General features: G+C 74.5%; 20 protein-coding genes. 12 read left to right on the top strand and 8 right to left on the bottom strand.

Translation table 11 applies throughout. The features are described 5' to 3' along the window. Window positions 1-29: 29 nt before the first annotated feature. The 3 genes from ACQP60_RS00865 (at window position 30) to ACQP60_RS00855 (ending at window position 4,299) form a co-directional block, all read left to right on the top strand. Window positions 30-1,847 (top strand): ABC transporter ATP-binding protein, encoded by a 1,818-nt coding sequence (locus tag ACQP60_RS00865; RefSeq protein WP_429727933.1) that lies wholly within the window; start codon window positions 30-32, stop codon window positions 1,845-1,847. Then, a complete protein-coding gene (locus ACQP60_RS00860; protein WP_429727932.1) occupies window positions 1,844-3,610 on the top strand; it encodes an ABC transporter ATP-binding protein in 1,767 nt (588 codons plus the stop codon). Before ACQP60_RS00865 ends, ACQP60_RS00860 begins: the two co-directional genes overlap by 4 nt. Before the next feature lie 401 nt (window positions 3,611-4,011). Beyond that, a complete protein-coding gene (locus ACQP60_RS00855; RefSeq protein ID WP_429727930.1) occupies window positions 4,012-4,299 on the top strand; it encodes a hypothetical protein in 288 nt (95 codons plus the stop codon). Window positions 4,300-4,340: 41 nt separating this feature from the next. On the opposite strand, the gene ACQP60_RS00850 is transcribed toward ACQP60_RS00855, so the two are convergent. Further along, entirely contained in the window at window positions 4,341-4,958 is a 618-nt protein-coding gene (locus ACQP60_RS00850; RefSeq protein WP_429727928.1) for a GyrI-like domain-containing protein, read from the bottom strand. 51 nt (window positions 4,959-5,009) lie between these two features. Then, window positions 5,010-5,909 carry an SURF1 family protein gene (locus ACQP60_RS00845; RefSeq protein ID WP_429727927.1) on the bottom strand — a complete coding sequence of 300 codons (900 nt, stop codon included), beginning with the start codon at window positions 5,907-5,909 and terminating at the stop codon, window positions 5,010-5,012. 171 nt (window positions 5,910-6,080) lie between these two features. On the opposite strand from ACQP60_RS00845, the gene ACQP60_RS00840 reads away from it, so the two are divergent. Genes ACQP60_RS00840 through ACQP60_RS00830 form a run of 3 tightly spaced genes read left to right on the top strand, consistent with a single transcriptional unit; the run spans window position 6,081 to window position 12,008 of the window. After that, a complete protein-coding gene (locus ACQP60_RS00840; RefSeq protein ID WP_429727926.1) occupies window positions 6,081-8,576 on the top strand; it encodes a phosphoketolase family protein in 2,496 nt (831 codons plus the stop codon). Between the two features lie 31 nt (window positions 8,577-8,607). Beyond that, complete coding sequence (gene pta / locus ACQP60_RS00835) at window positions 8,608-10,737, top strand: phosphate acetyltransferase (protein WP_429727925.1); 2,130 nt, start codon at window positions 8,608-8,610, stop codon at window positions 10,735-10,737. After that, window positions 10,734-12,008 (top strand): acetate/propionate family kinase, encoded by a 1,275-nt coding sequence (locus ACQP60_RS00830; protein WP_429727924.1) that lies wholly within the window; start codon window positions 10,734-10,736, stop codon window positions 12,006-12,008. The genes pta and ACQP60_RS00830 overlap by 4 nt, the downstream gene beginning before the upstream one ends. 33 nt (window positions 12,009-12,041) lie before the next feature. Here ACQP60_RS00830 and ACQP60_RS00825 read toward each other — a convergent pair whose 3' ends face one another. Together ACQP60_RS00825 and ACQP60_RS00820 are read right to left on the bottom strand one after the other, a co-directional pair. Continuing rightward, window positions 12,042-13,424, bottom strand: a complete 1,383-nt coding sequence (locus ACQP60_RS00825; protein ID WP_429727923.1) for a GntP family permease — start codon at window positions 13,422-13,424, stop codon at window positions 12,042-12,044. 101 nt (window positions 13,425-13,525) lie between these two features. Next, window positions 13,526-14,080 (bottom strand): gluconokinase, encoded by a 555-nt coding sequence (locus ACQP60_RS00820; RefSeq protein WP_429727922.1) that lies wholly within the window; start codon window positions 14,078-14,080, stop codon window positions 13,526-13,528. 168 nt (window positions 14,081-14,248) lie between these two features. Here ACQP60_RS00820 and ACQP60_RS00815 point away from each other — a divergent pair, with 168 nt between their 5' ends. Genes ACQP60_RS00815 through ACQP60_RS00795 form a run of 5 tightly spaced genes read left to right on the top strand, consistent with a single transcriptional unit; the run spans window position 14,249 to window position 18,694 of the window. Then, window positions 14,249-14,983 (top strand): FadR/GntR family transcriptional regulator, encoded by a 735-nt coding sequence (locus ACQP60_RS00815; protein WP_429727921.1) that lies wholly within the window; start codon window positions 14,249-14,251, stop codon window positions 14,981-14,983. A gap of 11 nt (window positions 14,984-14,994) precedes the next feature. Continuing rightward, on the top strand, window positions 14,995-16,317 hold the full coding sequence (locus tag ACQP60_RS00810) for a carboxylesterase family protein (protein ID WP_429727920.1): 1,323 nt from the start codon (window positions 14,995-14,997) through the stop codon (window positions 16,315-16,317). Next, a complete protein-coding gene (locus ACQP60_RS00805; RefSeq protein WP_429727919.1) occupies window positions 16,314-17,246 on the top strand; it encodes a DUF4031 domain-containing protein in 933 nt (310 codons plus the stop codon). Before ACQP60_RS00810 ends, ACQP60_RS00805 begins: the two co-directional genes overlap by 4 nt. Before the next feature lie 15 nt (window positions 17,247-17,261). Beyond that, complete coding sequence (locus ACQP60_RS00800; RefSeq protein WP_429727918.1) at window positions 17,262-17,918, top strand: SanA/YdcF family protein; 657 nt, start codon at window positions 17,262-17,264, stop codon at window positions 17,916-17,918. Window positions 17,919-17,947: 29 nt separating this feature from the next. Then, window positions 17,948-18,694 carry an enoyl-CoA hydratase gene (locus ACQP60_RS00795; protein ID WP_429727917.1) on the top strand — a complete coding sequence of 249 codons (747 nt, stop codon included), beginning with the start codon at window positions 17,948-17,950 and terminating at the stop codon, window positions 18,692-18,694. A 32-nt stretch (window positions 18,695-18,726) separates the two neighbouring features. Here ACQP60_RS00795 and ACQP60_RS00790 read toward each other — a convergent pair whose 3' ends face one another. The 3 genes from ACQP60_RS00790 to ACQP60_RS00780 form a co-directional block, all read right to left on the bottom strand. Next, a complete protein-coding gene (locus tag ACQP60_RS00790; RefSeq protein WP_429727916.1) occupies window positions 18,727-20,349 on the bottom strand; it encodes a succinic semialdehyde dehydrogenase in 1,623 nt (540 codons plus the stop codon). Window positions 20,350-20,419: 70 nt separating this feature from the next. After that, entirely contained in the window at window positions 20,420-20,899 is a 480-nt protein-coding gene (locus ACQP60_RS00785; RefSeq protein WP_429727915.1) for a GNAT family acetyltransferase, read from the bottom strand. Continuing rightward, window positions 20,896-22,020 carry a GuaB3 family IMP dehydrogenase-related protein gene (locus ACQP60_RS00780; RefSeq protein ID WP_429727914.1) on the bottom strand — a complete coding sequence of 375 codons (1,125 nt, stop codon included), beginning with the start codon at window positions 22,018-22,020 and terminating at the stop codon, window positions 20,896-20,898. The genes ACQP60_RS00785 and ACQP60_RS00780 overlap by 4 nt, the downstream gene beginning before the upstream one ends. A 53-nt stretch (window positions 22,021-22,073) precedes the next feature. Here ACQP60_RS00780 and ACQP60_RS00775 point away from each other — a divergent pair, with 53 nt between their 5' ends. Next, complete coding sequence (locus ACQP60_RS00775; RefSeq protein WP_429727913.1) at window positions 22,074-22,826, top strand: exonuclease domain-containing protein; 753 nt, start codon at window positions 22,074-22,076, stop codon at window positions 22,824-22,826. Between the two features lie 3 nt (window positions 22,827-22,829). Here the strand turns inward: ACQP60_RS00775 and ACQP60_RS00770 are convergent, their stop codons facing one another. Further along, window positions 22,830-23,468 (bottom strand): Rid family hydrolase, encoded by a 639-nt coding sequence (locus ACQP60_RS00770; RefSeq protein WP_429727912.1) that lies wholly within the window; start codon window positions 23,466-23,468, stop codon window positions 22,830-22,832. Window positions 23,469-23,484: the final 16 nt, after the last annotated feature.

Genomic DNA, 23,484 nt, shown 5'->3' with positions numbered 1-23,484 from the left:
GCGGTTAATTCGTGGCCGGGCGCCGAGGAATGTTCGTAGGCTGGACGACCGTGCGTCCCCTCCCCCTGCCCGACGTGGGCAACCCTCCCCTGACGTCCCCCGCCCGGCTGCTGGCCTGGCAGGGGTGGCGCCAGCGCGACGTGCTCGCGAAGTCCCTGGTCGCGGGCGTGGTGGCGATGCTCGCGTCGGCCGCGGCCCCGCTGCTCATCGGTCGCGCCATCGACGAGGGGCTGTCGCAGGGCTTCGGCCCCGAGCTGTTCCTGTGGTGCGGCGCCATGCTCGGCGCCGCGGCGGTCATCGTCGTCGCGGGCATCTTCAACCACATCTGGGACGTCGAGAACTGGGTGCGGGCGTCGCTGTCGTTCTCCCAGCTCGTGGGCTACAAGGCCTCGCGCGCCGGGCACGCGATCACCCGCAAGCTGCCCACCGGCGAGGTCGTCTCCGCCGTCGCGAACGACGCGCTGCGCGTGGGCGACATGTTCTCCATGGCCGGCCGGTTCACCGGCGGCGTGATCGCGTACGTCGTCGTCGTGGCGATCATGCTGTCCCAGCACGTGCAGCTCGGCCTGGTGCTGGCGCTCGGCATCCCGGCGGTCGCGGCCGTGCTCGGCCTCCTGGTCAAGCCGCTGCAGTCGCGCCAGACGACGCAGCGCGAGGCGACGGGCCGGCTCACGTCGCTCGGCGCCGACACCGTCTCCGGCCTGCGCATCCTGCGCGGCATCGGCGGCGAGGACGAGTTCGCGGCCCGCTACGCGCGCCAGTCGCAGGAGGTGCGGCACCAGGGCGTGCGCGTCGCCGTGCTGCAGTCGGTGCTCGACGGGCTCCAGGTGCTGCTGCCGGGCCTGCTCGCCGCGCTCGTGCTGTGGCTGGGCGCCCGCGCCGCCGTCCGCGGCGAGATCACCAGCGGCCAGCTCGTGACGTTCTACGGCTACGCCGCCTTCCTCGCCTGGCCCGTGCAGATGGCCACGCAGATGCTGCAGATGGTCATCCGCGCCGTCATCTCGTCGCGCAAGATCCTCGACGTGCTGCGGGTCACGGAGGCGACACCGTCGGCCGAGGCCCCGGCCGACGCGCCGCCCGCCGGCGCCGAGCTCGCCGACGAGGCCAGCGGCCTGGTGCTGCGCCCGGGCCGCGTGCTCGGCCTCGTCAGCGCGGACCCGGACGCCTCGGCGCGTGTCGCGACGCGGCTCGGGCGGCTCGACGACGAGGCCGAGGCCGGCACGCCGGTGCGGCTCGGCGGCGTGCTGCTGGCCGACCTCGACAAGGAGACGCTGCGTCACCGCGTCGTGGTCTCCGAGGCGACGCCGCACCTGTTCTCGGGCGTGCTCGGCGAGGCGCTCGACGCGCGCGGCCGCGCCACCGAGGCGGACCTGCTGGCCGCGATGGTCACGGCCGACGCGCACGACGTGCTCGACAGCGTGCCCGGCGGCCTGGCCGGCGAGCTGCCCGAGAAGGGCCGGTCCCTGTCCGGCGGCCAGCGGCAGCGCGTCGCGCTCGCGCGCGCCCTGCTCACCGAGCCGGAGATCCTCGTCCTCGTGGAGCCCACCAGCGCGGTGGACGCCCACACCGAGGCGCGGATCGCGGAGCGGGTCGCGGAGGTCCGCCGCGGCCGCACCACGCTCGTCGTCACCGCCAGCCCGCTCGTGCTCGACCACCTCGACGAGGTCGTGCTGCTCGACGACGACGCCACCGTCGCGGCGTCGGGCACCCACGCCGAGCTCCTCGCCCGCCGCGACGCCCACGGCGCCGCGTACCGCGCCGTCGTCGGCCGCAGCATGGCGGAGGACGACACCGACTCGACCGAGACCGACCGCACCGACACCGACCTGGAAGGAGCGGCACGATGAGCGGCACGACGAGCAGCCCCACCAACCCGAACCTGCTGCCCATCGCCGACCGCGCCGAGGTCAACCGCACGGTGGGCCGCCTGTTCCGCCGCCACCGCGGCCAGCTCGGCGGCGTCGCCGTGCTGCACACCCTCGCCGCGCTGGCCGGACTGGCGGGCCCGTTCCTGCTGGGCAGGATCATCGACGAGGTCGCCGCCGGCACCACGCTGTCCGCCGTCGACACGCTCGCGCTGGTGCTGGTGGGCGCCGTCGTCGCGCAGGCCGTCATCACGCGGTACGCGCAGCGGCTGTCCATGGTCTTCGGCGAGCGGGTCTTCGCGGACCTGCGCGAGGAGTTCATGGACGCCGTGACCCGGCTGCCGCTGTCGACGGTGGAGAAGGCCGGCACCGGCGACCTCGTCGCGCGCACCACCAACGACGTCAACAAGCTGCAGCACGCCGTCCGGTTCGGTGTGCCGCGCGTGCTGGTGTGCGTCGTGACGATCGTGCTGACCCTGGTCGCGTCGTTCCTCGCGAGCCCGCTGGTGGCGATCGGCCTGCTCACCGGCGTGCCCCTGATCGTCGTGGCCACGCGCTGGTACCTCAGGCGCGCGACCCCCGGCTACCTGCGCGAGTCCGCCGCGTACGCCACGATCAACGGCTCCATCACCGAGGCCGTCGAGGGCGCCCGCACCACCGACGCCCTCCACCTCGGCGCACGCATCCGGCGGCGCATCGACCGGGACCTGCGCGAGGCGTTCGACGCCGAGTCGTACACCCTGGGCCTGCGGCTGCGGCTCATCCCGGCCCTGGACGCCGCGGTCGCCATCGCGCCGATCGTCGTCATCCTCTGGGGCGGCTGGCTCGTGTCGCAGGACCTCACCACCGTGGGCACGGTCGCGACCATCGCGATGTACGGGCACCAGATGGGCGGCCCGGTGTTCGACCTGGTGTTCTGGCTCGACGAGCTGCAGGTCGCCGCCGTCGCGCTGGCGCGCGTCGTGGGCGTCGGGCTCGTGGGCCCGGACCGCACCGCGGGCACCGCCGTGCCGTCGTCGGGGGTCGTGCGCGCCCGGTCCGTGCGGTACGCCTACCGCGAGGGTCACGACGTGCTGCACGGCATCGACCTCGACCTCGCGCCCGGCGAGCGGCTGGCCGTCGTCGGGCCGTCCGGCGCGGGCAAGTCGACGCTCGGCCGCATGCTCGCGGGCATCCACCCGCCCACCGGCGGGTCCGTCACCGTGGGCGGCGTGCCGCTCGTCGAGCTGCCGCTGGAGGACCTGCGCCACCACGTCGCGCTGGTCACCCAGGAGCACCACGTGTTCGTCGGGTCGCTGGCGGAGAACCTGCGGCTGGCGGACACGTCGGCCACCGACGACGCCCTGTGGGGCGCGCTCGGGGCGGTCGACGCCGCGTCGTGGGCCGCCGCGCTGCCCGACGGGCTGGAGACTGCCGTCGGTTCCGGCGGGCACACGCTCACTCCCGCCCAGGCGCAGCAGGTCGCGCTCGCGCGGCTGGTGCTGCTCGACCCGCACACGCTCGTGCTCGACGAGGCGACGTCGCTGCTCGACCCGCGCGCCGCCCGCCACCTGGAGCGGTCGCTCAACGCCGTGCTCACCGGTCGCACCGTGGTCGCCATCGCGCACCGCCTGCACACCGCGCACGACGCCGACCGCGTCGCCGTCGTCGACGGCGGCCGCATCACCGAGATCGGCCCGCACGACGACCTCGTCGCCGCCGGCGGCGACTACGCCAGGCTCTGGCACAGCTGGCAGCACGAGTAGCCCACCCGCCCAGATCGAGGTACCCGTCGTGAAGTCGACCCACTGAAGGTCGATCTCGGGACGGGTACCTCGATCTCGCGACGTTGTCCACAGCCGGCCCCGCCGCGCACCCGCCGGCTCTGGCACGCTCGCTCGCCATGACGACTCCGCCCTCGCGACCCGGCGACCGTCGCGGGCTCACTCCGCCCGCCGTCCCGCCCGCCACGCGGTTCAGCGAAGGCCGCCGCAGCGACATCGCCGCGGAGGTCTCGCGCGGCACGCTCGAACGGGTGCGCAAGGGTCGACGCCGACGGGCCCGCTCGCACCAGGAGGGCCGAGGTCCTGCGACAGGTCCGCGCCGTCGAGGTTCGGCTCTCGACGACGTGCTGGTACTCCCCTGCGACGGCGGCCGTGCTCCATGGATGGCCGAGGTGGGGCACGGCGTCACGACCCGGCGCGGCGACGCGTGGCTCGACCTGGCGTGGCCGGACCGCAAGGTCGCGCTGGAGTTCGACGGCGCCGTCAAGTACTCCGGGGGCGAGTACGGCGACCCCGCGCGGCGGCTCTTCGAGGAGAAGCTCCGGCAGGACGCGCTGGAGGAGGACGGATGGCTCGTCATCCGCGTCGTCTGGGAGGACCTGCGACGCCCGGAGGTTCTCGTCGCCCGCATCAGGTCCGCGCTCCGGTCGCGGGCGTCGAGATCGAGGTAGCCGTCGTGAAATCGACCCACCGAAGGTCGATCTGGCGACGGCTACCTCGATCTCGCGGTCACGGGCTGGCGGATGATCGTGCGCCACGTGGAGGGGTCGGCGCGGCGGGCGTCGGAGAGGTAGATCTCGTGGTGCAGCCCGCGCAGCGCTCGCCCCTCGGACTCGATGAACGCGTGCAGCCGTTCGATCGCCGCGGGCTCGGTGGCGAAGGGGCCGCGGTGCAGCACCTGCGCGGCGTCGCCCTCGTCGTAGCGCTCCAGCCGGACACGGTCACCGGCGGGCGGCTGCTTCGCGGCGACCGCGCGTGCCAACACCTCCGCGGCGTCGACCTGCTCGACGGCCGCCGGCAGGGCGATCATCAGCGTCCAGCGCCACTCGTCCTTGGCGTCCACGCTGAACCGGCTCATGTCGTCGGCCCACCACAGGCCCTCGAGCGGCAGCACGGTGTACGCGTCGCCCGTGGCCGCCTTGACCGCCGCCCGCAGCGCGTACGCGAGCGGGTAGAGCGTCTCGATCGCCTCGCGGTACGCGGGCGCCGTGTTGGGGTTCCCCTCCCCGTCGACCATGAGGAACCACCGGGCCGGCAACGACACCAGGGCCGGCGTCGTCGTCGCCCGGTAGTGCAGCCCCGGCTCACGCTTGAGGTCGATGCTCGCCATGTCGACAGCGTCGCAGCCACCGCCGACACCGTCGACATCGCGTCGTGGGGGTCAGCCCGGCAGGCCCGCGATGCCGGTGCCGACCGGGTCGTCGGAGTCGTCGTGCGTGCGGCCGCGCCTGGTCCCCGCCGCCTCGTCGCGCACGAGCCGCACCCACAGCAGCACGGCGAAGAGCCCGAACACCCACCACTGCAGCGCGTAGAAGAGGTTCTGCAGGTTGACGCCGTCGCTGCCCTCGAGCACCGGCCGCGGGAGCAGGGCGGGGCCGCCCTCGGCGGCGGTCGCCTGCGCGGGGTCGGACGTCGTGAGCACCACGTACCCGGAGTAGATCGGCCCGCCCCACGTGTTCACCAGCGCGCCGGTGGAGATGGAGTCGGTGAGCGGAGGTCCGTCCGGGTTGTCGGGCAGCGGCTCGCCGCCCTCCTGCACGGACTCCGACGCCTGCAGCCAGCCGGTGATGCGCACCTCGCCGTCGGGCACCTCGAGCGCAGCGGCGTCGGGGGTCGGCGAGTCCACCCAGCCGCGGACGACGGGCAGGACGGGCGCCCCGGACAGGTCCGCCCAGGACGCCCCGCCCGTGCCGTCGTCGGAGACGCGCAGCGGGGTGAGCACCAGGTAGCCGGTGCGGCCGTCCAGCGCGCGCCCGGCGACGAGCATCTGCCCCTCGGCCTCGTACTCCCCCGTGACCCATGCCTCGGTGCCCACCAGCTCGCCGGGGAACGACGACTGCGGCGGCAGCAGCTCGCCCAGCGCCTCGGGCCCCTGCGACGCCTGCTCCGCCGCCTCCTGCTGGGCGGCGAGCTCGGCACGCTGGTAGGCGCGGTCGAGCTGCCACACGCCGAGCCGACCGCACACGGCGGCGGCGAGCAGGAAGAGGAGCAGGATCCCGATCATGCGGGGCTGGAGGGCCACCGCCCAGAACGACCTGCGGGCGGGCTGGGGGCTGGGCACGGCACCACCGTAATCGGCCCGGGGCCCTCCCCAGGAATCCGTGCACCTCAGGCACCTGACAGCCCGCCAGATCGACGTCACGCCCTCTGACCTCGCCGGTCGTGCTGCATTCGAGCACCGGGTGCGGTGGAATGAAGGCGCCGGTCTACCCCCGAGCCCCAGGAGCGTGTGATGAGCACCACGACCACCCCGACCGTCAGCCCCACCCCGTGGCGTGCCGGCGGCGGCACCGAGCTCTCGGCCGAGACGATCGACCGGATCGACCGGTGGTGGCGGGCGGCGAACTACCTGTCCATCGGGCAGATCTACCTGCTGGACAACCCGCTGATGCGCGAGCCCCTGACGCGCGACCACGTGAAGCCGCGCCTGCTGGGCCACTGGGGCACGACGCCCGGCCTGAACTTCCTGTACGCGCACCTCAACCGGGCGATCAAGGAGCGGGGGCAGTCCACGATCTACGTCGCCGGGCCCGGCCACGGCGGCCCCGGGCTGGTGGCGAACACCTACCTCGAGGGCACGTACTCCGAGACGTACTCGGACATCACGCAGGATGACGAGGGCCTGCGGCGGCTGTTCCGGCAGTTCTCGTTCCCGGGCGGCATCCCGTCGCACGTGGCCCCGGAGACGCCGGGCTCCATCCACGAGGGCGGCGAGCTCGGCTACGCGCTCAGCCACGCGTACGGCGCGGCGTTCGACAACCCGGACCTGCTGGTCGCCGCGGTCGTCGGCGACGGCGAGGCCGAGACGGGCCCGCTGGCCACGAGCTGGCACTCCAACAAGTTCGTCAACCCCGTCAACGACGGCGTCGTGCTGCCGATCCTGCACCTCAACGGCTACAAGATCGCCAACCCCACGGTGCTCGGCCGCATCAGCGACGACGAGCTGCGCGACCTCATGATCGGCTACGGCCACACCCCGTACTTCTTCGTCGGCGGGTTCGACGGCGAGGACCACGCGGCGGCGCACCGGCGGTTCGCGCAGCTCCTCGACGAGGTCCTCGACCACATCGCCCGCATCAAGGCCGAGGCCGCGGCGGGCAACGACGAGCGGCCCGCCTGGCCGATGATCGTCTTCCGCACGCCGAAGGGCTGGACGTGCCCGCCCGTCATCGACGGCAAGAAGACCGAGGACTCCTGGCGCGCGCACCAGGTGCCGCTCGCGAGCGCCCGGGACACCCCGGAGCACCTGGAGGTGCTGCGCGGCTGGCTCGAGTCGTACCGGGCCGACGAGCTCTTCGACGAGCGCGGCCGGCTCCTCGAGGAGATCGCCGACCAGGCGCCCACCGGCGAGCTGCGGATGAGCGCCAACCCGCACACCAACGGCGGCCTCCTCCTCAAGGACCTGCGCCTGCCGGACTTCCGCGACTACGCGGTGGACGTCAAGGCGCCCGGCGGGGCGGTCGCGGAGGCGACGCGCGTGCTGGGCCAGTGGCTCACCGACGTCGTGCGCCTCAACCCCGACAACTTCCGCATCTTCGGGCCGGACGAGACGGCGTCGAACCGCCTGCAGGCGGTCTACGAGGTCACCGACAAGCAGTGGAACGCCGACTTCTTCGGTCCGGACGTCGACGAGCACCTCGCCCGCGCCGGCCGCGTCATGGAGATGCTCAGCGAGCACCAGTGCCAGGGCTGGCTGGAGGGCTACCTGCTCACGGGGCGGCACGGCCTGTTCACCAGCTACGAGGCCTTCATCCACATCGTCGACTCGATGTTCAACCAGCACGCCAAGTGGCTCAAGGTCACCAACGACATCCCGTGGCGGCGCCCGGTCGCGAGCCTCAACTACCTGCTCTCCAGCCACGTGTGGCGCCAGGACCACAACGGCTTCAGCCACCAGGACCCGGGCTTCATCGACCACGTCGTGAACAAGAAGGCCGAGATCGTTCGCGTGTACCTGCCGCCGGACGCCAACACGCTGCTGAGCACCTACGACCACATTCTGCGCTCGCGCCAGTACGTGAACGTCGTGGTGGCGGGCAAGCAGCCGGCGCCGCAGTTCCTCTCCATGGAGCAGGCGGTCGCCCACTGCACCCGCGGGCTGGGCATCTGGGAGTGGGCGGGCACCGAGGTCGAGGGCGAGGACCCGGACGTCGTGCTCGGCGCGGCGGGCGACGTGCCCACGCTCGAGGTGCTCGCGGCGGCCGACATCCTGCGCCACCGCATCCCCGACCTCAAGGTCCGGGTGGTGAACGTCGTCGACCTCATGCGGCTCCAGGACGAGAAGGAGCACCCGCACGGCCTGTCCGACAAGGACTTCGACACGCTGTTCACCGCCGACAAGCCGGTGATCTTCAACTACCACGGCTATCCCTGGCTCATCCACCGCCTCACCTACCGGCGCACCAACCACGCCAACATCCACGTGCGGGGGTACAAGGAGGAGGGCACCACGACGACGCCCTTCGACATGGCGATGCTCAACGACATCGACCGGTACCACCTGGTGGTCGACGTCATCGACCGGGTGCCGGCCCTGCGCTCGCGGTACGCGGGCCTGCGCCAGGAGATGGTCGACGCCCGCCTCGCGGCCCGGCAGTACACCCGCGAGCACGGCGAGGACATCCCCGAGGTGCGCGACTGGGTGTGGCCGGACGTCGGCGAGACGGGCACCGAGAACGGCGGGCCCCAGTACGACGCCGCCGCGGCGACGGGCGGCGACAACGAGTGACGGGGGACGCACGATCGACAGGGGACGCCGCGTGACCGGCTCGACCCGCTCTCTCTTCATCGCCTCCCCGGAGGGCGAGACCGGCAAGTCGACGGTCGCGCTGGGCGTGCTGGACCTCCTGGTCCGGCAGGTCTCGCGCGTCGGGGTGTTCCGCGCCGTCTCCCGCGTCCCGTCGCCGCCGGCCTCGGACGCGGGGGGCGACGCCCCGCGGGACCACGTCCTGGAGATGCTGCTCGCGCACGACGGCGTCGACCTGACGTACGAGGAGGCCGTCGGCGTCACGTACGACGACGTGCACGCGGACCCGGAGGCGGCGCTCGCCCGCATCCTCGACCGGTACCACGCGGTCGCGGAGCGGTGCGACGCCGTCGTCGTGGTCGGCACGGACTACACGGACGTCGCGGGCGCCACGGAGCTGGCGTTCAACGCGCGCGTCGCGGCGAACCTCGGCGCCCCGGTGCTGCTCGTGGCGTCCGGCCGCGAGCGCTCGCCGGAGGACGTGCGCGCGCTGGTGCGCCTCAGCCTGTCGGAGCTGCGCGCCAACCACGCCCAGCCCGTGGGCGTCGTCGTGAACCGGTGCACCCCGGCCGTGCTCGCCTCGGCGGCGACGGCGGTGGTCGGCGACGCGGACCTGCCCGTGTGGACCATCCCCGAGGAGCCGTTCCTGCACGCCCCCACCGTCGGCCGCCTGGCCGAGGCCGTGGAGGGCACGCTGATGCTCGGCGACGCCGACCTGCTGGGCCGCGAAGCGCTGGAGGTCATCGTCGGGGCGATGTCGTTCGAGCACGTGCTCGACCACCTGTCCGACGGCGCCGTCGTCATCCTGCCGGGCGACCGGTCGGACGTGCTGCTCGGGCTGCTGTCGGCGCAGGCCGCCGCCACGTTCCCGTCGCTGGCGGGCATCGTGCTCACCGGCGGCTACGTGCCGCGCGGCGTGATCGCGCAGCTGCTGTCGGCGCTCGGGCCGCGCGTGCCGGTCGTCGCCACCGCCCTCGACACGTTCCAGGCGGCCCGGCGTGCGGCGGAGACCCACGGCTACGTCACGGTCGCCTCGACGCGGAAGATCGACGTCGCGCGCGCCCTGTTCGAGCAGCACGTGGACGGCGGCGCGCTGCTGGCCCGGCTGGACCTGCCGCGCACGCGCGTCGTGACGCCGCTGATGTTCGAGTACGAGCTCATCGAGCGGGCGCGCGGCGACCGCCGCCGCGTCGTGCTGCCGGAGGGCGACGACGACCGCGTCCTGCGCGCCGCGTCGACCGTGCTGGCCCGCGGCATCGCGGACCTGGTGATCCTGGGCGACGAGACGTCGATCCGGGCGCGCGCCGCCGAGCTGGGCCTCGACATCGCGGCCGCCACGGTGCTCTCCCCCACCGACCCCGAGCACGTCGAGAGGTTCAGCGCGGAGTACGCGGCGCTGCGCGCGCACAAGGGGATGACGGTGGAGCGGGCCCGCGAGATCGTCACGGACGTGTCGTACTTCGGCACGATGATGGTGCACCTGGGGCTCGCGGACGGCATGGTGTCGGGCGCCGCGCACACGACGGCGCACACCATCCGGCCGTCGTTCGAGATCGTCAAGACGCAGCCGGGCGTCTCGGTCGTGTCGTCGGTGTTCCTCATGTGCCTGCAGGACCGGGTGCTGGTCTACGGCGACTGCGCCGTCATCCCCGACCCGACGGCGGAGCAGCTCGCGGACATCGCCATCTCGTCGTCGGCGACGGCGGCGCAGTTCGGCGTCGACCCGAAGGTCGCGATGCTGTCCTACTCGACCGGCACGTCCGGCTCGGGCGCGGACGTCGACAAGGTGCGCACCGCGACCGGGCTGGTCCGCGAGCGCCGCCCCGACCTGTCCGTCGAGGGGCCGATCCAGTACGACGCCGCGGTGGACGCGTCGGTCGCGAAGTCGAAGCTGCCGGAGTCGTCGGTGGCCGGGCAGGCGACGGTGTTCGTCTTCCCCGACCTCAACACGGGCAACAACACCTACAAGGCCGTGCAGCGCTCGGCCGGCGCCGTCGCCGTCGGCCCGGTGCTCCAGGGCCTGAACAAGCCGGTCAACGACCTGTCGCGCGGCGCGCTGGTCGCCGACATCGTCAACACGGTCGCCATCACGGCGATCCAGGCCCAGTCGTTCGACGCACAGGCACAGGAGGCCACCGCATGAGCATCGTCCCCGAGGCCGAGCGCCCCAACCCGTACAGCGCGTACGGGGCGCACGGCTCCGTGCTGGTGCTCAACTCGGGCTCGTCGTCGCTCAAGTACCAGCTCGTCAACCCCGTGGGCGGGGAGGCGATCGCGGCCGGCACGATCGAGCGCATCGGCGAGCCGTCCGGCATCGTCACCCACACGTTCGCGGGCAACAAGACCCGCCGCGAGCTCGAGGTGCCGGACCACGGCGAGGCGCTGCGGCTCGCGCTCGGCATGTTCGACGAGATCGGCCCGCGCCTCGCGGACGCCGGCATCTACGCCGTCGGGCACCGGGTGGTGCACGGCGGGGCGGAGTTCTCGGGGCCGGTCGTGGTGGACGACGACGTCGTGGCGCGCATCGACGCGCTCGTGCCCCTCGCGCCGCTGCACAACCCGGCCAACGTGCAGGGCATCCGGGTGGCCCGCGAGCTGCTGTCCGACGTCCCGCACGTCGCCGTCTTCGACACGGCGTTCTTCTCCGCGCTGCCCGCCGAGGCGTACACCTACGCGATCGACCGGAAGGTGGCCGACGAGTACGACGTGCGCCGGTACGGCTTCCACGGCACCAGCCACCAGTACGTGGCCGGCAAGGTGGCGCGGGTGCTGGGCCGCCGCGTGCAGGACCTGCACACGATCGTGCTGCACCTGGGCAACGGGGCGTCCGCGTCGGCCGTGGCGGGCGGCGTACCGATCGACACCTCCATGGGGCTCACGCCGCTGGAGGGACTGGTCATGGGCACGCGGTCCGGCGACATCGACCCGGCCGTCGTCTTCCACCTGGCCCGCAACGCCGAGATGGGCATCGACGAGCTCGACACGCTGCTCAACAAGCGGTCGGGGATGCTCGGCCTGTCGGGCGTGAACGACTTCCGTGAGCTGCGGCGCCTCATCGACGACGGCGACGAGGCGGCCGCGCTCGCGTTCGACGTCTACATCCACCGCCTGAAGAAGTACGTGGGCGCCTACGCCGCCCTGCTCGGCCGGGTGGACGTCGTCGCGTTCACCGCGGGCGTGGGCGAGAACGACGCCGCAGTGCGTGCCGCCGTCTGCGCGGGCCTCGAGGGCATGGGCATCGCCGTCGACCCGGAGCGCAACGCCGCGTCGCGGCGGGACGAGCGCATCATCTCCCCCGACTGGACGTCCACGCTGGTCATGGTGATCCCCACGATGGAGGAGCTCGCCATCGCCCGGCAGTGCGTCGAGGCGGTCGAGCACCTGCGCCCGTCGTCGTCGGTCACGGCGGGCTGACCCCCGGACGCACCGAGCGAGGAGCGCCCTGCCTCAGGCCAGCGCGAACGCCACGCAGGCGATCCCGAAGCCCATCACGCCGATCGCCGTCTCCATGACGGTCCACGTGCGCAGCGTGGTCTTCACGTCCATGTCGAAGAACCGGCCCACGAGCCAGAACCCCGAGTCGTTGACGTGGCTGAGCACCACGGACCCGGCCGCCACGGCGACGACGATCGCGGCCGTCGCGAGCTGGCTGAACCCGCCGGCGGCCACGGCCGGGGCGATGAGCCCGGCCGCCGTCGTGAGTGCCACGGTGGCGGAGCCCTGCGCCACCCGCAGGACCGCGGCGATGACGAAGCCGGCGACGATGACGGGGAGCCCCAGGTCGGCGAGGACGTCGGCGAGCGCGTCGCCGATCCCCGACGCGCGCAGCACGCCGCCGAACATGCCGCCGGCGCCCGTGATGAGGATGACGGAGCAGACGGGCCCCAGCGCCGAGTCGAGAGTCTGCTCCAGCACGGTGCCCTCGACGCCCCGGCGGCGCCCGAGCGCCCAGGCCGCCACGAGGACGGCGGTGAGCAGGGCGACGGGCGTGGAACCGACGACGCCCGCCCAGGTCACGACCGGGCTCTCGGCGGCGACCCAGCCCGCGGAGACCGCGGTCTCCAGCCCGGTGTTGGCGAAGATCAGCACGAGCGGGAGCAGCAGGATGCCGACGACGGTGCCGAAGCGCGGCGGGTTCGCGATCTGCGCGGCGTCGGCGCGGCCGAGGATCGCCGGCACCGGCAGCTCGATCCGGCGGCCCGCGAACCGGCCGAAGAGGTAGGCGGTGACGTACCAGGTGGGGATCGCGACGATCAGCCCCAGGAGCAGGACCGTGCCGACGTTCGCGCCGAGGAACTCGGACGCGGCGACGGGGCCGGGGTGCGGCGGCACGTAGATGTGCATGACCGAGAACGCGCCGGCCACGGGCAGGCCGTACAGCAGCAGCGACCCGCCGAGGCGGTGGGCGACCGCGAACACGATCGGCAGCATCACGACGAGGCCGGCGTCGAAGAAGATCGGGAAGCCGAAGATGAGCGACGCGACGCCGAGGGCCAGCGGGGCTCGCTTCTCGCCGAAGCGCGCGATGAGCACGTCGGTCATCACCTTCGCGCCGCCGCTGGTCTCGATCAGCCGGCCCAGCATCGCGCCGAGGCCGACGAGCAGGGCGACCGACGCCAGGGTCGAGCCGAAGCCGTCCAGCAGCACGTCCAGGACGCCGCCGGCGGGGAGCCCGGTGGCCACCGCGGTGAGCAGGCTGACGAGCACGAGCGCGAGGAACGCGTGCAGGCGCACCTTGATGATGAGCAGGAGCAGGAGCGCGACGGCTCCGGCGGCGATGGCGAGCAGCGGCCCGGCCGTGAGGGTCTGGGTCCAGTCGTCAGTAGGCATGGAGAGGTCCTCGTCGACGGTCGTACGGGTGGGGTTGCGGGCCGGCCCGGGAGACCGGCGGGAGCCTGCGGCTCAGGTGGCGGAGCGGGCCCGCCGGTGGGTCAGTCCCGGTCGCCGAGCCAGGCGAGCACCGAGTCGACGATCTCCTCCGGCGCGGCGGCGACGTCGATCCGGATGCCGTCCTCGTCGTCCTCCAGCGGTTCCAGCGTGGCGAGCTGGGACGGCAGGAGCGCCGGCGGCATGAAATGCCCGCTGCGGTGCGCCATCCGGTCGGCGAGGAGCTCGGGGGTGCCGTCGAGGTGGACGAACCGCACCCTGCCGTGCGCGCCGCGCAGGACGTCGCGGTAGGAGCGCTTGAGCGCCGAGCACGTCACGACGGCGGACCTGCCGCTGTCGGTCTCCCCGGTCAGCCAGTCGCGGATCGCGGCGAGCCAGGGGGCGCGGTCGGCGTCGGTGAGGGGCGTGCCGGCCGACATCTTGTCGATGTTGGCCTGGGGGTGGAACTCGTCGGCCTCGGCGACGTCGACGCCGAGGCGTGCGGCGAGCATCCCGGCGATCGTGGTCTTGCCCGAGCCGGCGACGCCCATGACGACGAGGTGCCCGGCGACCAGCGGCCGCGGCGCGCTCGCGGCGCGAGCGTCACCGGTGGCGTTCATGACGACAGTGTCCATCTCGACTTCCCTGTTCGGTCGGCGACCCGCCGGGGCGGGCCCCGCGGCGACTGCTGCGTCACCGCGTCGCCCGAGCATGCCTCATTGGTACTACCTTTGACAAGACTGGTCACACCAAACACGGGGCGCACCGGACGTCGATAGGCTCCGCCCATGTCGTCACCGTCCCTGCACGCCGGAGTGCTCGACGCGCTCGGCCGCGCGATCACCAGCGGAGACGTCCCCGCGGGCGCCCCCCTCACGCTCGACGGGATCGGCGCCGAGCACGGTGTCTCGCGGACCGTGGCGCGCGAGGTGATGCGGATGCTCGAGGGCCTCGGGATGGTGCGCTCGCGGCGCCGGGTCGGCCTCGTGGTGCTCGGCATGGAGGACTGGAACGTGCTCGACCCGCGCGTCATCCGGTGGCGGCTGCAGGGCCCCGGCCGCGACGCGCAGCTGCGCAGCCTCACCGAGCTGCGGCACGCGGTCGAGCCGCTCGCCGCCGCCGGCGCCGCCCGCCATGCCACCCCGCAGGTGCGTGGGGAGCTCGTGGACCTCGCCCGCCGGATGCGCACCCTCGGCGAGGCGGGCGACCTCACGGAGTTCCTCGCCCTCGACGTCCGGATGCACGAGCTGCTGCTGCGCTCCAGCGGCAACGAGATGTTCGGCCCGCTGGCCGACGTCGTCGCCGAGGTGCTCGCCGGACGCACGCACCTCGGACTCATGCCGCCCTCCCCCGCGCCCGAGGCGCTCGACCAGCACGAGGCGGTCGCCCGGGCGGTCGCCGAGCACGACCCCGACGCCGCCGAGGCCGCGATGGCGCGGATCGTGGGCGAGGTCCGGCGGGCCCTCGACGACCTGCCCGACCACCTGCCCGACGACGGGGACGCGCCCTCCCCGCGGGGTTAGTCTCGACGGCGATGCTGCGCTTCACGCCTCCTTGCGGACCGGTCGACGGCTGGGCGGACGACGACGTCGTCCGCGCCACGGGCATCCCGTACGCCCACGCGGACCGGTTCGGACGACCCGTGCCGGCCCCCGACCGCGACGCGCCGTTCGAGGCGACGCAGTGGTCCCCCGCGTGCCCGCAGGCGCCGGTCCCGTTCCTCGAGGAGGTGCTCGGGTCGCCGGGCGCCGACGTCCCCGGCGACGAGCACTGCCAGCGGCTGTCCGTCACGATGCCCGCCGACGTGCGCCCGGACGACCGGCTGCCCGTCATGGTGTGGATCCACGGCGGCTCGTACACGTCCGGCGCGGGCGACCTGCCGATCATGGACCCGCGGCCGCTGGTCGCGGAGCAGCGGGTGGTCGTCGTGACCGTCACCTACCGGCTCGGCCTGTTCGGCTACCTGGGCGACGGCCCCGAGCGGCCCGCAAACCTCGGGCTGCTCGACCAGCTCGAGGCGCTGCGCTGGGTGCGTCGCAACATCGCCGCGTTCGGGGGCGACCCCGCGCGGGTCACGCTGTTCGGCCAGTCCGCCGGCGGCGACGCCGTGGCGCACCTCCTGGCGGTGCCGGCCGCGGTCGCCCTGGTCTCCCGCGCGATCGTGCAGAGCGCGCCGCTCGGCATCGCGCGCGGCCGGGAGCGGATGACCGCCGCGATGGCGCGCGCGGCCGCCGGGATCTCCGCGCGGACGCCGGTGGCGGACGTCGTCGCCGCCGAGGCGCGCGTGGCCCGGGTGGCGGCCGGCTCCGGGCTGCGGGCCGGGATGCCGTTCGGCACGCAGTACGGTCACGACCCGCTGCCGCCGGAGGACGAGATCGACGCCGCGTGGGACGCGGCCGCGCCGCACGTCCCCCTCCTCATCGGCAGCACCCGCGAGGAGACCCGGCTCTTCGTCCCCCGGGTCCCCGCGATCCGGCGCCTCGCCGCGCTGCCGGTCGTGGGCCCGGCGCTGCGGCGCGCGCTGGTCGCCGCGGTCACCGCGGCGATCTACGGGGCTCCCGCCCGGCGGTTCGCCGCCCGCCACGCGGCGGCCGGCGGCACCGCCCACCGGTACGTCGTGACGTGGGCGGCGCCCGGCAACCCGTGGGGCGCCGCGCACACCGTCGACCTGCCGCTGCTGTTCGGGGACGAGAAGGCGTGGGCGTCGGCGGGGCTCCTGCGGGGTGCGTCGTGGGACGACCTGCAGCGCTCGGCGCGCCGGGTGCGCGCCGTCTGGGGCGCCTTCGCCCGGGGCGAGGACCTCGGCGACCGCCTCGAGGTGCCCGGCGCGCTCACCGTGCGGCGGGTGGGGCGATGACGCTGCTGCTCGACCCGCCGGCCTGGCCCGCGCACGGCACCGTCTGGTCGCACCTGGTCTCGGACACGTCGCTGCACGAGCTGCGGTCGTTCGCCCGCGCCCAGGGCGTCGGCGACCGGGCGTTCGACCTCGACCACTACGACGTCCCCGCCGAGCGCTACGAGGCCCTCGTGGCCGCCGGGGCGGTCCCGGTCAGCGGCGGCGAGCTGTCCCGCCGGCTCGCCGGCTCCGTCCTGCGGGTACCGGGCCGGGAGCGGCGGCGCGCGTCCCGCGACGCGCTGCTCGCGCGCTGGTCGGCGCTGTGGGGACCGGGCGGCACCGCGGTCCACGACGTCGGGCGCGACCTCGTCGACCGCTGGCGCGAGCCGCACCGCGTCTACCACTCGCGCCTGCACCTCGCGGACTCGCTCGACGCCCTGGACCTCCTCGTCGCCGACGGCGCGCCCGGCTCGCGCTGGCACGCGGCCACGGCGCTGTGGTTCCACGACGCCGTGCACGACGGCGAGGCGGGCCGCGACGAGGAGCGTTCGGCGGCCCTGGTAGGCACGCTGCTGGGCCCGCTGGCCGGCCACGCACGCCGGGCGGGGACGGGCGAGCCGCTGACGGGGCACGACGTGGACGAGGTCGCCCGGCTCGTGCTGGTGACCACCGCGCACGACCCCGCGCCGTCGGACGCCTCGGGCGCGCTGGTCAGCGACGCGGACCTCGCCGTGCTCGGCGCGGACCCGGGCCGGTACGCGCGCTACGCCGCCCAGGTCCGCGCCGAGTACGGCCACGTGCCCGACGACGCGTTCCGCGCCGGACGCGCCGCCGTCCTCGACCAGCTCGCCGGGCTACCGCACCTGTACCGCTCCCCCGCGGCCGTGTCCCGGTGGGCCGCGGCCGCCGGGCGCAACCTGCGCACCGAGCGCGCTGCCCTGCGCCCCTGACGCTACGTTGCCGACGTGACCTCGACGCCGCCCGCCACGGACCCGACCCCGAGCCCCGCCCGCCCGCGGCGCCGTCGTGCGCTGCGCGTCTCCGCCGCGACCGCGGGCGCGCTCGCCCTCGCCGTCGTGGTGCCGGTCGCGTGGGTGCAGCTGACCGGGCAGGCCCGCGTGCGGCCGTCCGTCGAGGCCGTCGAGCCGGTCGACGCGATCCTCGTGCTCGGGGCGGGCATCCGGTCCGACGGCACCCCGTCGCCCTACCTGCGCCGCCGCCTCGACGCGGCCGCGGAGCTGTACCACGCCGGGGTCGCCGACCGGGTGGTGCTCAGCGGCGACGGGCAGCCGCGACGGGACGGCACCCCCTACGACGAACCCGCCTCCATGCGCGCGTGGATCCTGGGGCGCGGCGTGCCGGACGAGGCGCTGACGCTCGATCGCGAAGGCCTCGACACGACGGCGTCCCGCCGCCGCACCGTCGAGCTCACGGGGGCCCGCACCGCCGTCGTGGTCACGCAGGACTACCACCTGCGCCGCGCGCTGTTCAGCTGCTCCCGCGCCGGCCTGGACGCGCAGGGCGTGGGCGTCTCGGCCGCGAGCGCGACGCCCCGCAAGTGGGCGTGGTGGCACGTGCGCGAGATCCCGGCGTCGTGGCGGGCGGCGCTGCGTGAGCTCTGACGGGCGTCGCCGGCCGCTATCGTCGCGGCATGACCGACGTCGTCCTCACCAGCGTCGCCGAGGGCGTCGCCACCGTGACCCTGAACCGCCCCGCGAAGAAGAACGCGATCACCACCGCGATGTACACCGCGCTGGCCGACGCCCTCGACGCCGCGGAGGGCGACCCCGACGTCCGGGCGGTGCTGCTGCGCGGCGACGAGACGGTGTTCTGCGCGGGCAACGACATCGGGGACTTCCTCGACCGCCCGGAGGCCGGGCCCGACGACCCGGGGTTCCGCTTCCTGCGCACGATCGCGCGCTTCCCGAAGCCCCTCGTCGCGGCCGTCTGCGGCCCGGCCGTCGGCGTCGGCGCGACCATGCTGCTGCACTGCGACCTCGTGTACGCCGGGGAGGGCGCCACGCTCCACTTCCCGTTCGTGGACCTCGGCCTGGTCCCCGAGGCGGGCTCCAGCCTGCTGCTGCCGCAGGCCGTCGGGCACCAGCGGGCCGCGGCGGCCCTCATGCTCGGCGAGCCGCTCGGTGCGGCCGCCGCGCTCGACGCCGGGCTGGTCAACCGGGTGCTGCCGGACGCCGAGGTGCTCGGCGTCGCCCACGACCAGGCCGCGCGGCTGGCGGCGAAGCCCGTCACCGCGCTCCGGGAGACCAAGCGGCTGCTGCGCTCCGGCACGCAGGCCGCGCTCCTCGACCGGATCGAGGACGAGGGCGCGGTGTTCACGCGCCTGCTCGGCGAGCCCGAGGCACGCGCCGCCCTGAGCTCGTTCCTCGCACGACCCTGACCCTGGCGCGCCCGAGCGCGGCTACCGGACGGTCACGGCAGGCGCAGCCGCCGCATCGCGCCCAGCGCGACGGACAGCACGCGGCTCGGCGTCTCGCCGCCGAGCGCGTACAGCGTGTCGAGGGACAGGCCGAACCGTGCGCCGCGCTGGACGGCGACCGTCTGCACCTCGGTGACCGCCTCGATCCCCTCGCGCCCGTGCCGGCGGCCCTGCCCGGAGGCCTTGAAGCCGCCCATCGGCGCGGCCGCGGAGCCCCAGGCCGACGCGTACCCGTCGTTGATCACGACCGTGCCGGACTGCACGCGCGCCGCCAGGCGCCGGGCGCGGGCGACGTCGGTGGACCAGATGCTGGCGTTGAGGCCGAACTCGGTGTCGTTCATGACGCGCACCGCCTCGTCGTCGGACGCCACGCGGGTCACGGCGACGACCGGTCCGAACGTCTCCTCCCGGGCGCACAGCGCGTCCTCGGGGACGTCGTCCAGCACCGTCGGGGCGTAGAAGAACGGGCCGACGTCGGAGCGGTGCACGCCCCCGACGATCGCGCGGGCGCCCTTGGCGAGCGCGTCGTCCACGTGCCGGGTGACGCGCTCGAGCTGCGCGGCGGAGACCAGCGAACCCACGTCCGCGGTGTAGTCGAGCCCCGTGCCCAGGGTGAGGTCGCGCACCGCGACCGCGAACCGCTCGAGGAACACGTCCGCGATCCGCTCGTGCAGCACCAGGCGCTCGATGGACATGCACAGCTGGCCGGCGTTCGCGAAGCAGGCCCGCACCACGCCGGGCACCGCGGAGTCGAGGTCGGCGTCGGCCGCGACGTACAGCGGGTTCTTGCCGCCCAGCTCCAGCGTCGTGCCGATGAGCCGCTCCCCCGCCCGCGCCGCGACCTTGCGGCCCGTCGCCGTCGAGCCGGTGAACGCGATGTGGTCCACGTGGTCCACGAGCGCGGCGCCGATGTCGCCGCCGCCGGCGACGACGAGGAACAGGTCGTCGGGCAGGCCGGCCTCCTGCAGCAGCTCCGCCACCCACAGCGACGAGAGCGTGGTCTGCGGGTCCGGCTTGAGCACCACCGCGTTGCCCGCGAGCAGCGCCGGGATCGCCTCGGACAGCACCAGGGACAGCGGGTAGTTCCACGGCGCGATCGCCCCGACCACGCCGACCGGGCGGCGGTGCACCCGCACGCCGGTGAGCACGGGCAGCATGCCCGGCACGCGCCGCTCGCCCAGGTACCCGGGGCCGCGCACGGCGTAGTGGCGGCAGGCCATCGCGACGTCGGCGACCTCCTCGAACGCGCTGCGCCGCGCCTTGCCGGACTCCATCTGGATGAGGTCGAGGATCTCCGACTGCCGCTCCAGCACGAGGGCGCCGAGGCGGTCGAGCACGGCGGTGCGCTCGCGCAGCGACGTGCGCGCCCACTCGCCCTGCGCGACGCGCGCCCGGCCCGTGGCGGCCGCGACGTCGTCCGTGGACGACAGCGGGAAGGCCGCCAGCGGGGCCCCGGTGAACGGGAGGGTCGAACGGTGCGTTCCGGCCGTGTGGGACGTGACGATGCGCCGCGTCAGCGGCTCCACGACGTCGGGCTCCAGGACATAGGTGGCGGCGGGCAGCTCGGGGTCCAGAAGTTCCCCGAGAGCGCCTTCGCCCTCGTGCGCGGTGGACATGGCCGACACCCTACGCGGGTCACCTGACACCTCGGCAACCGTCGTCCGGGTTGTCCCGGGTCGTTCGCTCTCAGCGCGAGCCGTCGAACCACTTCCCGAGCACGACCGTCTCCTGGTCGGCGTACCCGAGACGGTCGTAGAAGCCCACCACCTGCGCGTTCGTCGCGCGCACCATGAGCTGCACCTTGCGCGCGCCGGCCTCGCGCAGCCAGGCCTCCGCGGCCTCGACGGTCGCCCGGCCGAGGCCGCCGCGCTGCCTGCCCGGGGAGACCGCGACGTAGTAGAGCCAGCCGCGGTGGCCGTCGTGACCGGCGAGCGCCGAGGAGACGACCCGGTCGCCCTCCACCCCCACGAGCACGGTCGACGTCGGGGTGCGCCGGGCGTCGGCGATGTCGACGTACGGGTCGTTCCACGGCCGGGTCAGCCCGCACTCCGCCCACAGCGCGACGACCTGCTCGACGTCGTCGTCCGTGATCTCCCGGAACGCGACGTCGGTCGCGTCCCGGGCCGGGTCCTGGGTCGCGCCCCGGGTCGTGGCGTCGGCCGTCACCGCGGCTGGTACGGGGAGACGACGACCTCGACGCGCTGGAACTCCTTGAGGTCCGAGTAGCCGGTGGTGGCCATGGCGCGGCGCAGCGCGCCCACGAGGTTGAGGGTGCCGTCGGCGGAGCCGCTCGGCCCGAACAGCACCTGCTCGAGCGTGCCGGCCGTGCCGACCTCGACGCGCTCGCCGCGCGGCAGCGCCGGGTGATGGGCCTCGGGCCCCCAGTGCCAGCCCTTGCCCGGCGCCTCCTCGGCGCGGGCGAGCGCGGCACCCAGCATGACGGCGTCGGCGCCGCAGGCGACCGCCTTGACGATGTCGCCCGAGCGGCCCACGCCGCCGTCGGCGATGACGTGCACGTACCGGCCGCCGGACTCGTCGAGGTAGTCGCGGCGGGCCGCGGCGACGTCCGAGACGGCCGTGGCCATCGGGGCGTGGATGCCGAGGCCCACGCGCGTCGTGTGGGCGGCGCCGCCGCCGAAGCCGACCAGGACGCCGGCCGCGCCCGTGCGCATGAGGTGCAGCGCGGCGGTGTAGGTGGACGCGCCGCCGACGACGACGGGGACGTCGAGCTCGTAGATGAACCGCTTGAGGTTGAGCGGCTCCGCGTTGCCGGAGACGTGCTCGGCCGAGACCGTGGTGCCGCGGATGACGAACAGGTCGACGCCGGCGTCGACCACCGTCTGGTAGTGCTCCTGCGTGCGCTGCGGGGACAGCGCGCCGGCCACCGTGACGCCCGCGGCGCGGACCTCCTTGAGGCGCTGGGTGATGAGCTCGGCCTTGATCGGCTCGGCGTAGATCTCCTGCATGCGCTGCGTGGCGCGCTCGGCGGGCAGCTCACGGATCTCGGCGAGCAGGGCCTCGGGCGACTCGTAGCGGGTCCACAGGCCCTCGAGGTCCAGGACGCCGAGGCCACCGTGGTTCCCCAGCGCCACCGCGGTGGCGGGGCTCATCACGGAGTCCATCGGCGCCGACATGATCGGCAGCTCGAAGTGGTAGGCGTCGATCTGCCACTCCACGGAGACGTCCTTCGGGTCGCGCGTGCGCCGCGAGGGCACGATCGCGATGTCGTCGAAGGAGTATGCGCGGCGGCCGCGCTTTCCGCGTCCGATCTCGATCTCGTTGCTCACCCGGACAGCCTACCGGCGCGTGCTGTCGGTGGCCGGTGGCACAGTCCGGGGGCATGACGACGTACGCGGAGCTCGGCGCACCGCAGGCCGCCCCCGACCCCGGGTGGTCGCGGGGGCCCCTGCTCGGCTTCGACACGGAGACCACCGGGCTCGACGTCGAGGCCGACCGCATCGTGTCCGCCGCGCTCGTCCTGCGCGGGCCGGACGGGTCCCGCTCGGTGCGCACCTGGCTGCTCGACCCGGGCGTCGAGATCCCCGCGGAGGCCACCGCCATCCACGGCATCACCACCGCCGAGGCCCGCGCGCACGGCCGGGACCCCGTCGGCGCGCTCGAGGAGATCGCCGCGATCCTCGTCCACCACGTGCGCGACAGCGTCCCCCTCGTCGCCTACAACGCGTCGTTCGACCTGTCGCTCCTCGACGTCGAGCTCGCCCGCCACGGCCTGCCGACCGTGCCCGAGCGGCTGGGCCGGCCCGTCGCTCCGGTGCTCGACCCCCTCGTCCTCGACCGGTGGCTCGACCGGGCCCGCGAGGGCAAGCGACGCCTCGGGGACCTCTGCGCGCTGTACGGGATCGAGGGCGACGGCGAGCTGCACCGCGCGGACGTCGACGTCCTCGCGACGCTCGACGTCCTCGACGCCCAGCTCGTCGCCCACCCGCGGCTGCGGAGCACCGCGCTCGACGCGCTGCACGCCGCCCAGGCCGGCGCCCACCGGGCCTGGGCGGAGCGCGTCAACGCCGAGCGCGCCGCGAGCCTCGAGGGGCGGCCGCCCACCTCGACGGCCTGGCCCGCGGCCGGCGCCTAGCCCCTACCGGTCGTAGACGGCGTCGACCTCCACCTCGACCAGCCAGCCGTCCACCGGCAGGTTCTCGATCTCCAGCGCGAACCGGGAGGGACGGGCCTCGTTGACGACCATGGGCTCGCCGGGAGCCGACCCGAGCTGGACGTCGAGCGTCTCCCCGGTGGCGAGGTTCGTGTTGGCGAAGAACTGCCGGTAGGCGCGGTTCCAGCCGGCGAAGTCCATCGCCTCCTCGCCGTCCGGGTTCTGCAGGAACACCCGCATGGAGACGACGTCGTCGTAGGACAGCCCCGCGCGCTCGAGGTTCTCGCCGATCCGCATCAACGCGTTGATCCCCTGCGCCTCGGTGAGCGTCACCCCGGCGGGCAGCTCCCCGCCGGGGAAGACGTCGGTCGGGATGTAGCGCTCCTCGGCGGTCGCGCCGGGCGCCTTGTTCATCGCGGACGGGCCGAGGCCCGACGACTTGTACCAGGCGACGTTCTTGCCGAGGGCGACGCCGTCGGCGATGGAGGGCGTGTCCCCCGTGACGAACGAGTGCGCCTCGGTGGGCCGCGGCTCGAAGAGCCGGCCGGCGGCGACGGCGGTGGCAGGGACCGCGACGGCGGTGGTGACGAGGACGGCGACGGCGACCTTGGTGGTGTTCTTCATGGCGGGAACGTAGGGG

The organism is Isoptericola variabilis (assembly GCF_050311655.1).
GTDB classification, from domain to species: Bacteria; Actinomycetota; Actinomycetes; order Actinomycetales; family Cellulomonadaceae; genus Isoptericola; species Isoptericola variabilis.
Note: the sequence above shows the minus strand (reverse complement) of the source record. Positions and strands in the feature narration are given on the sequence as shown.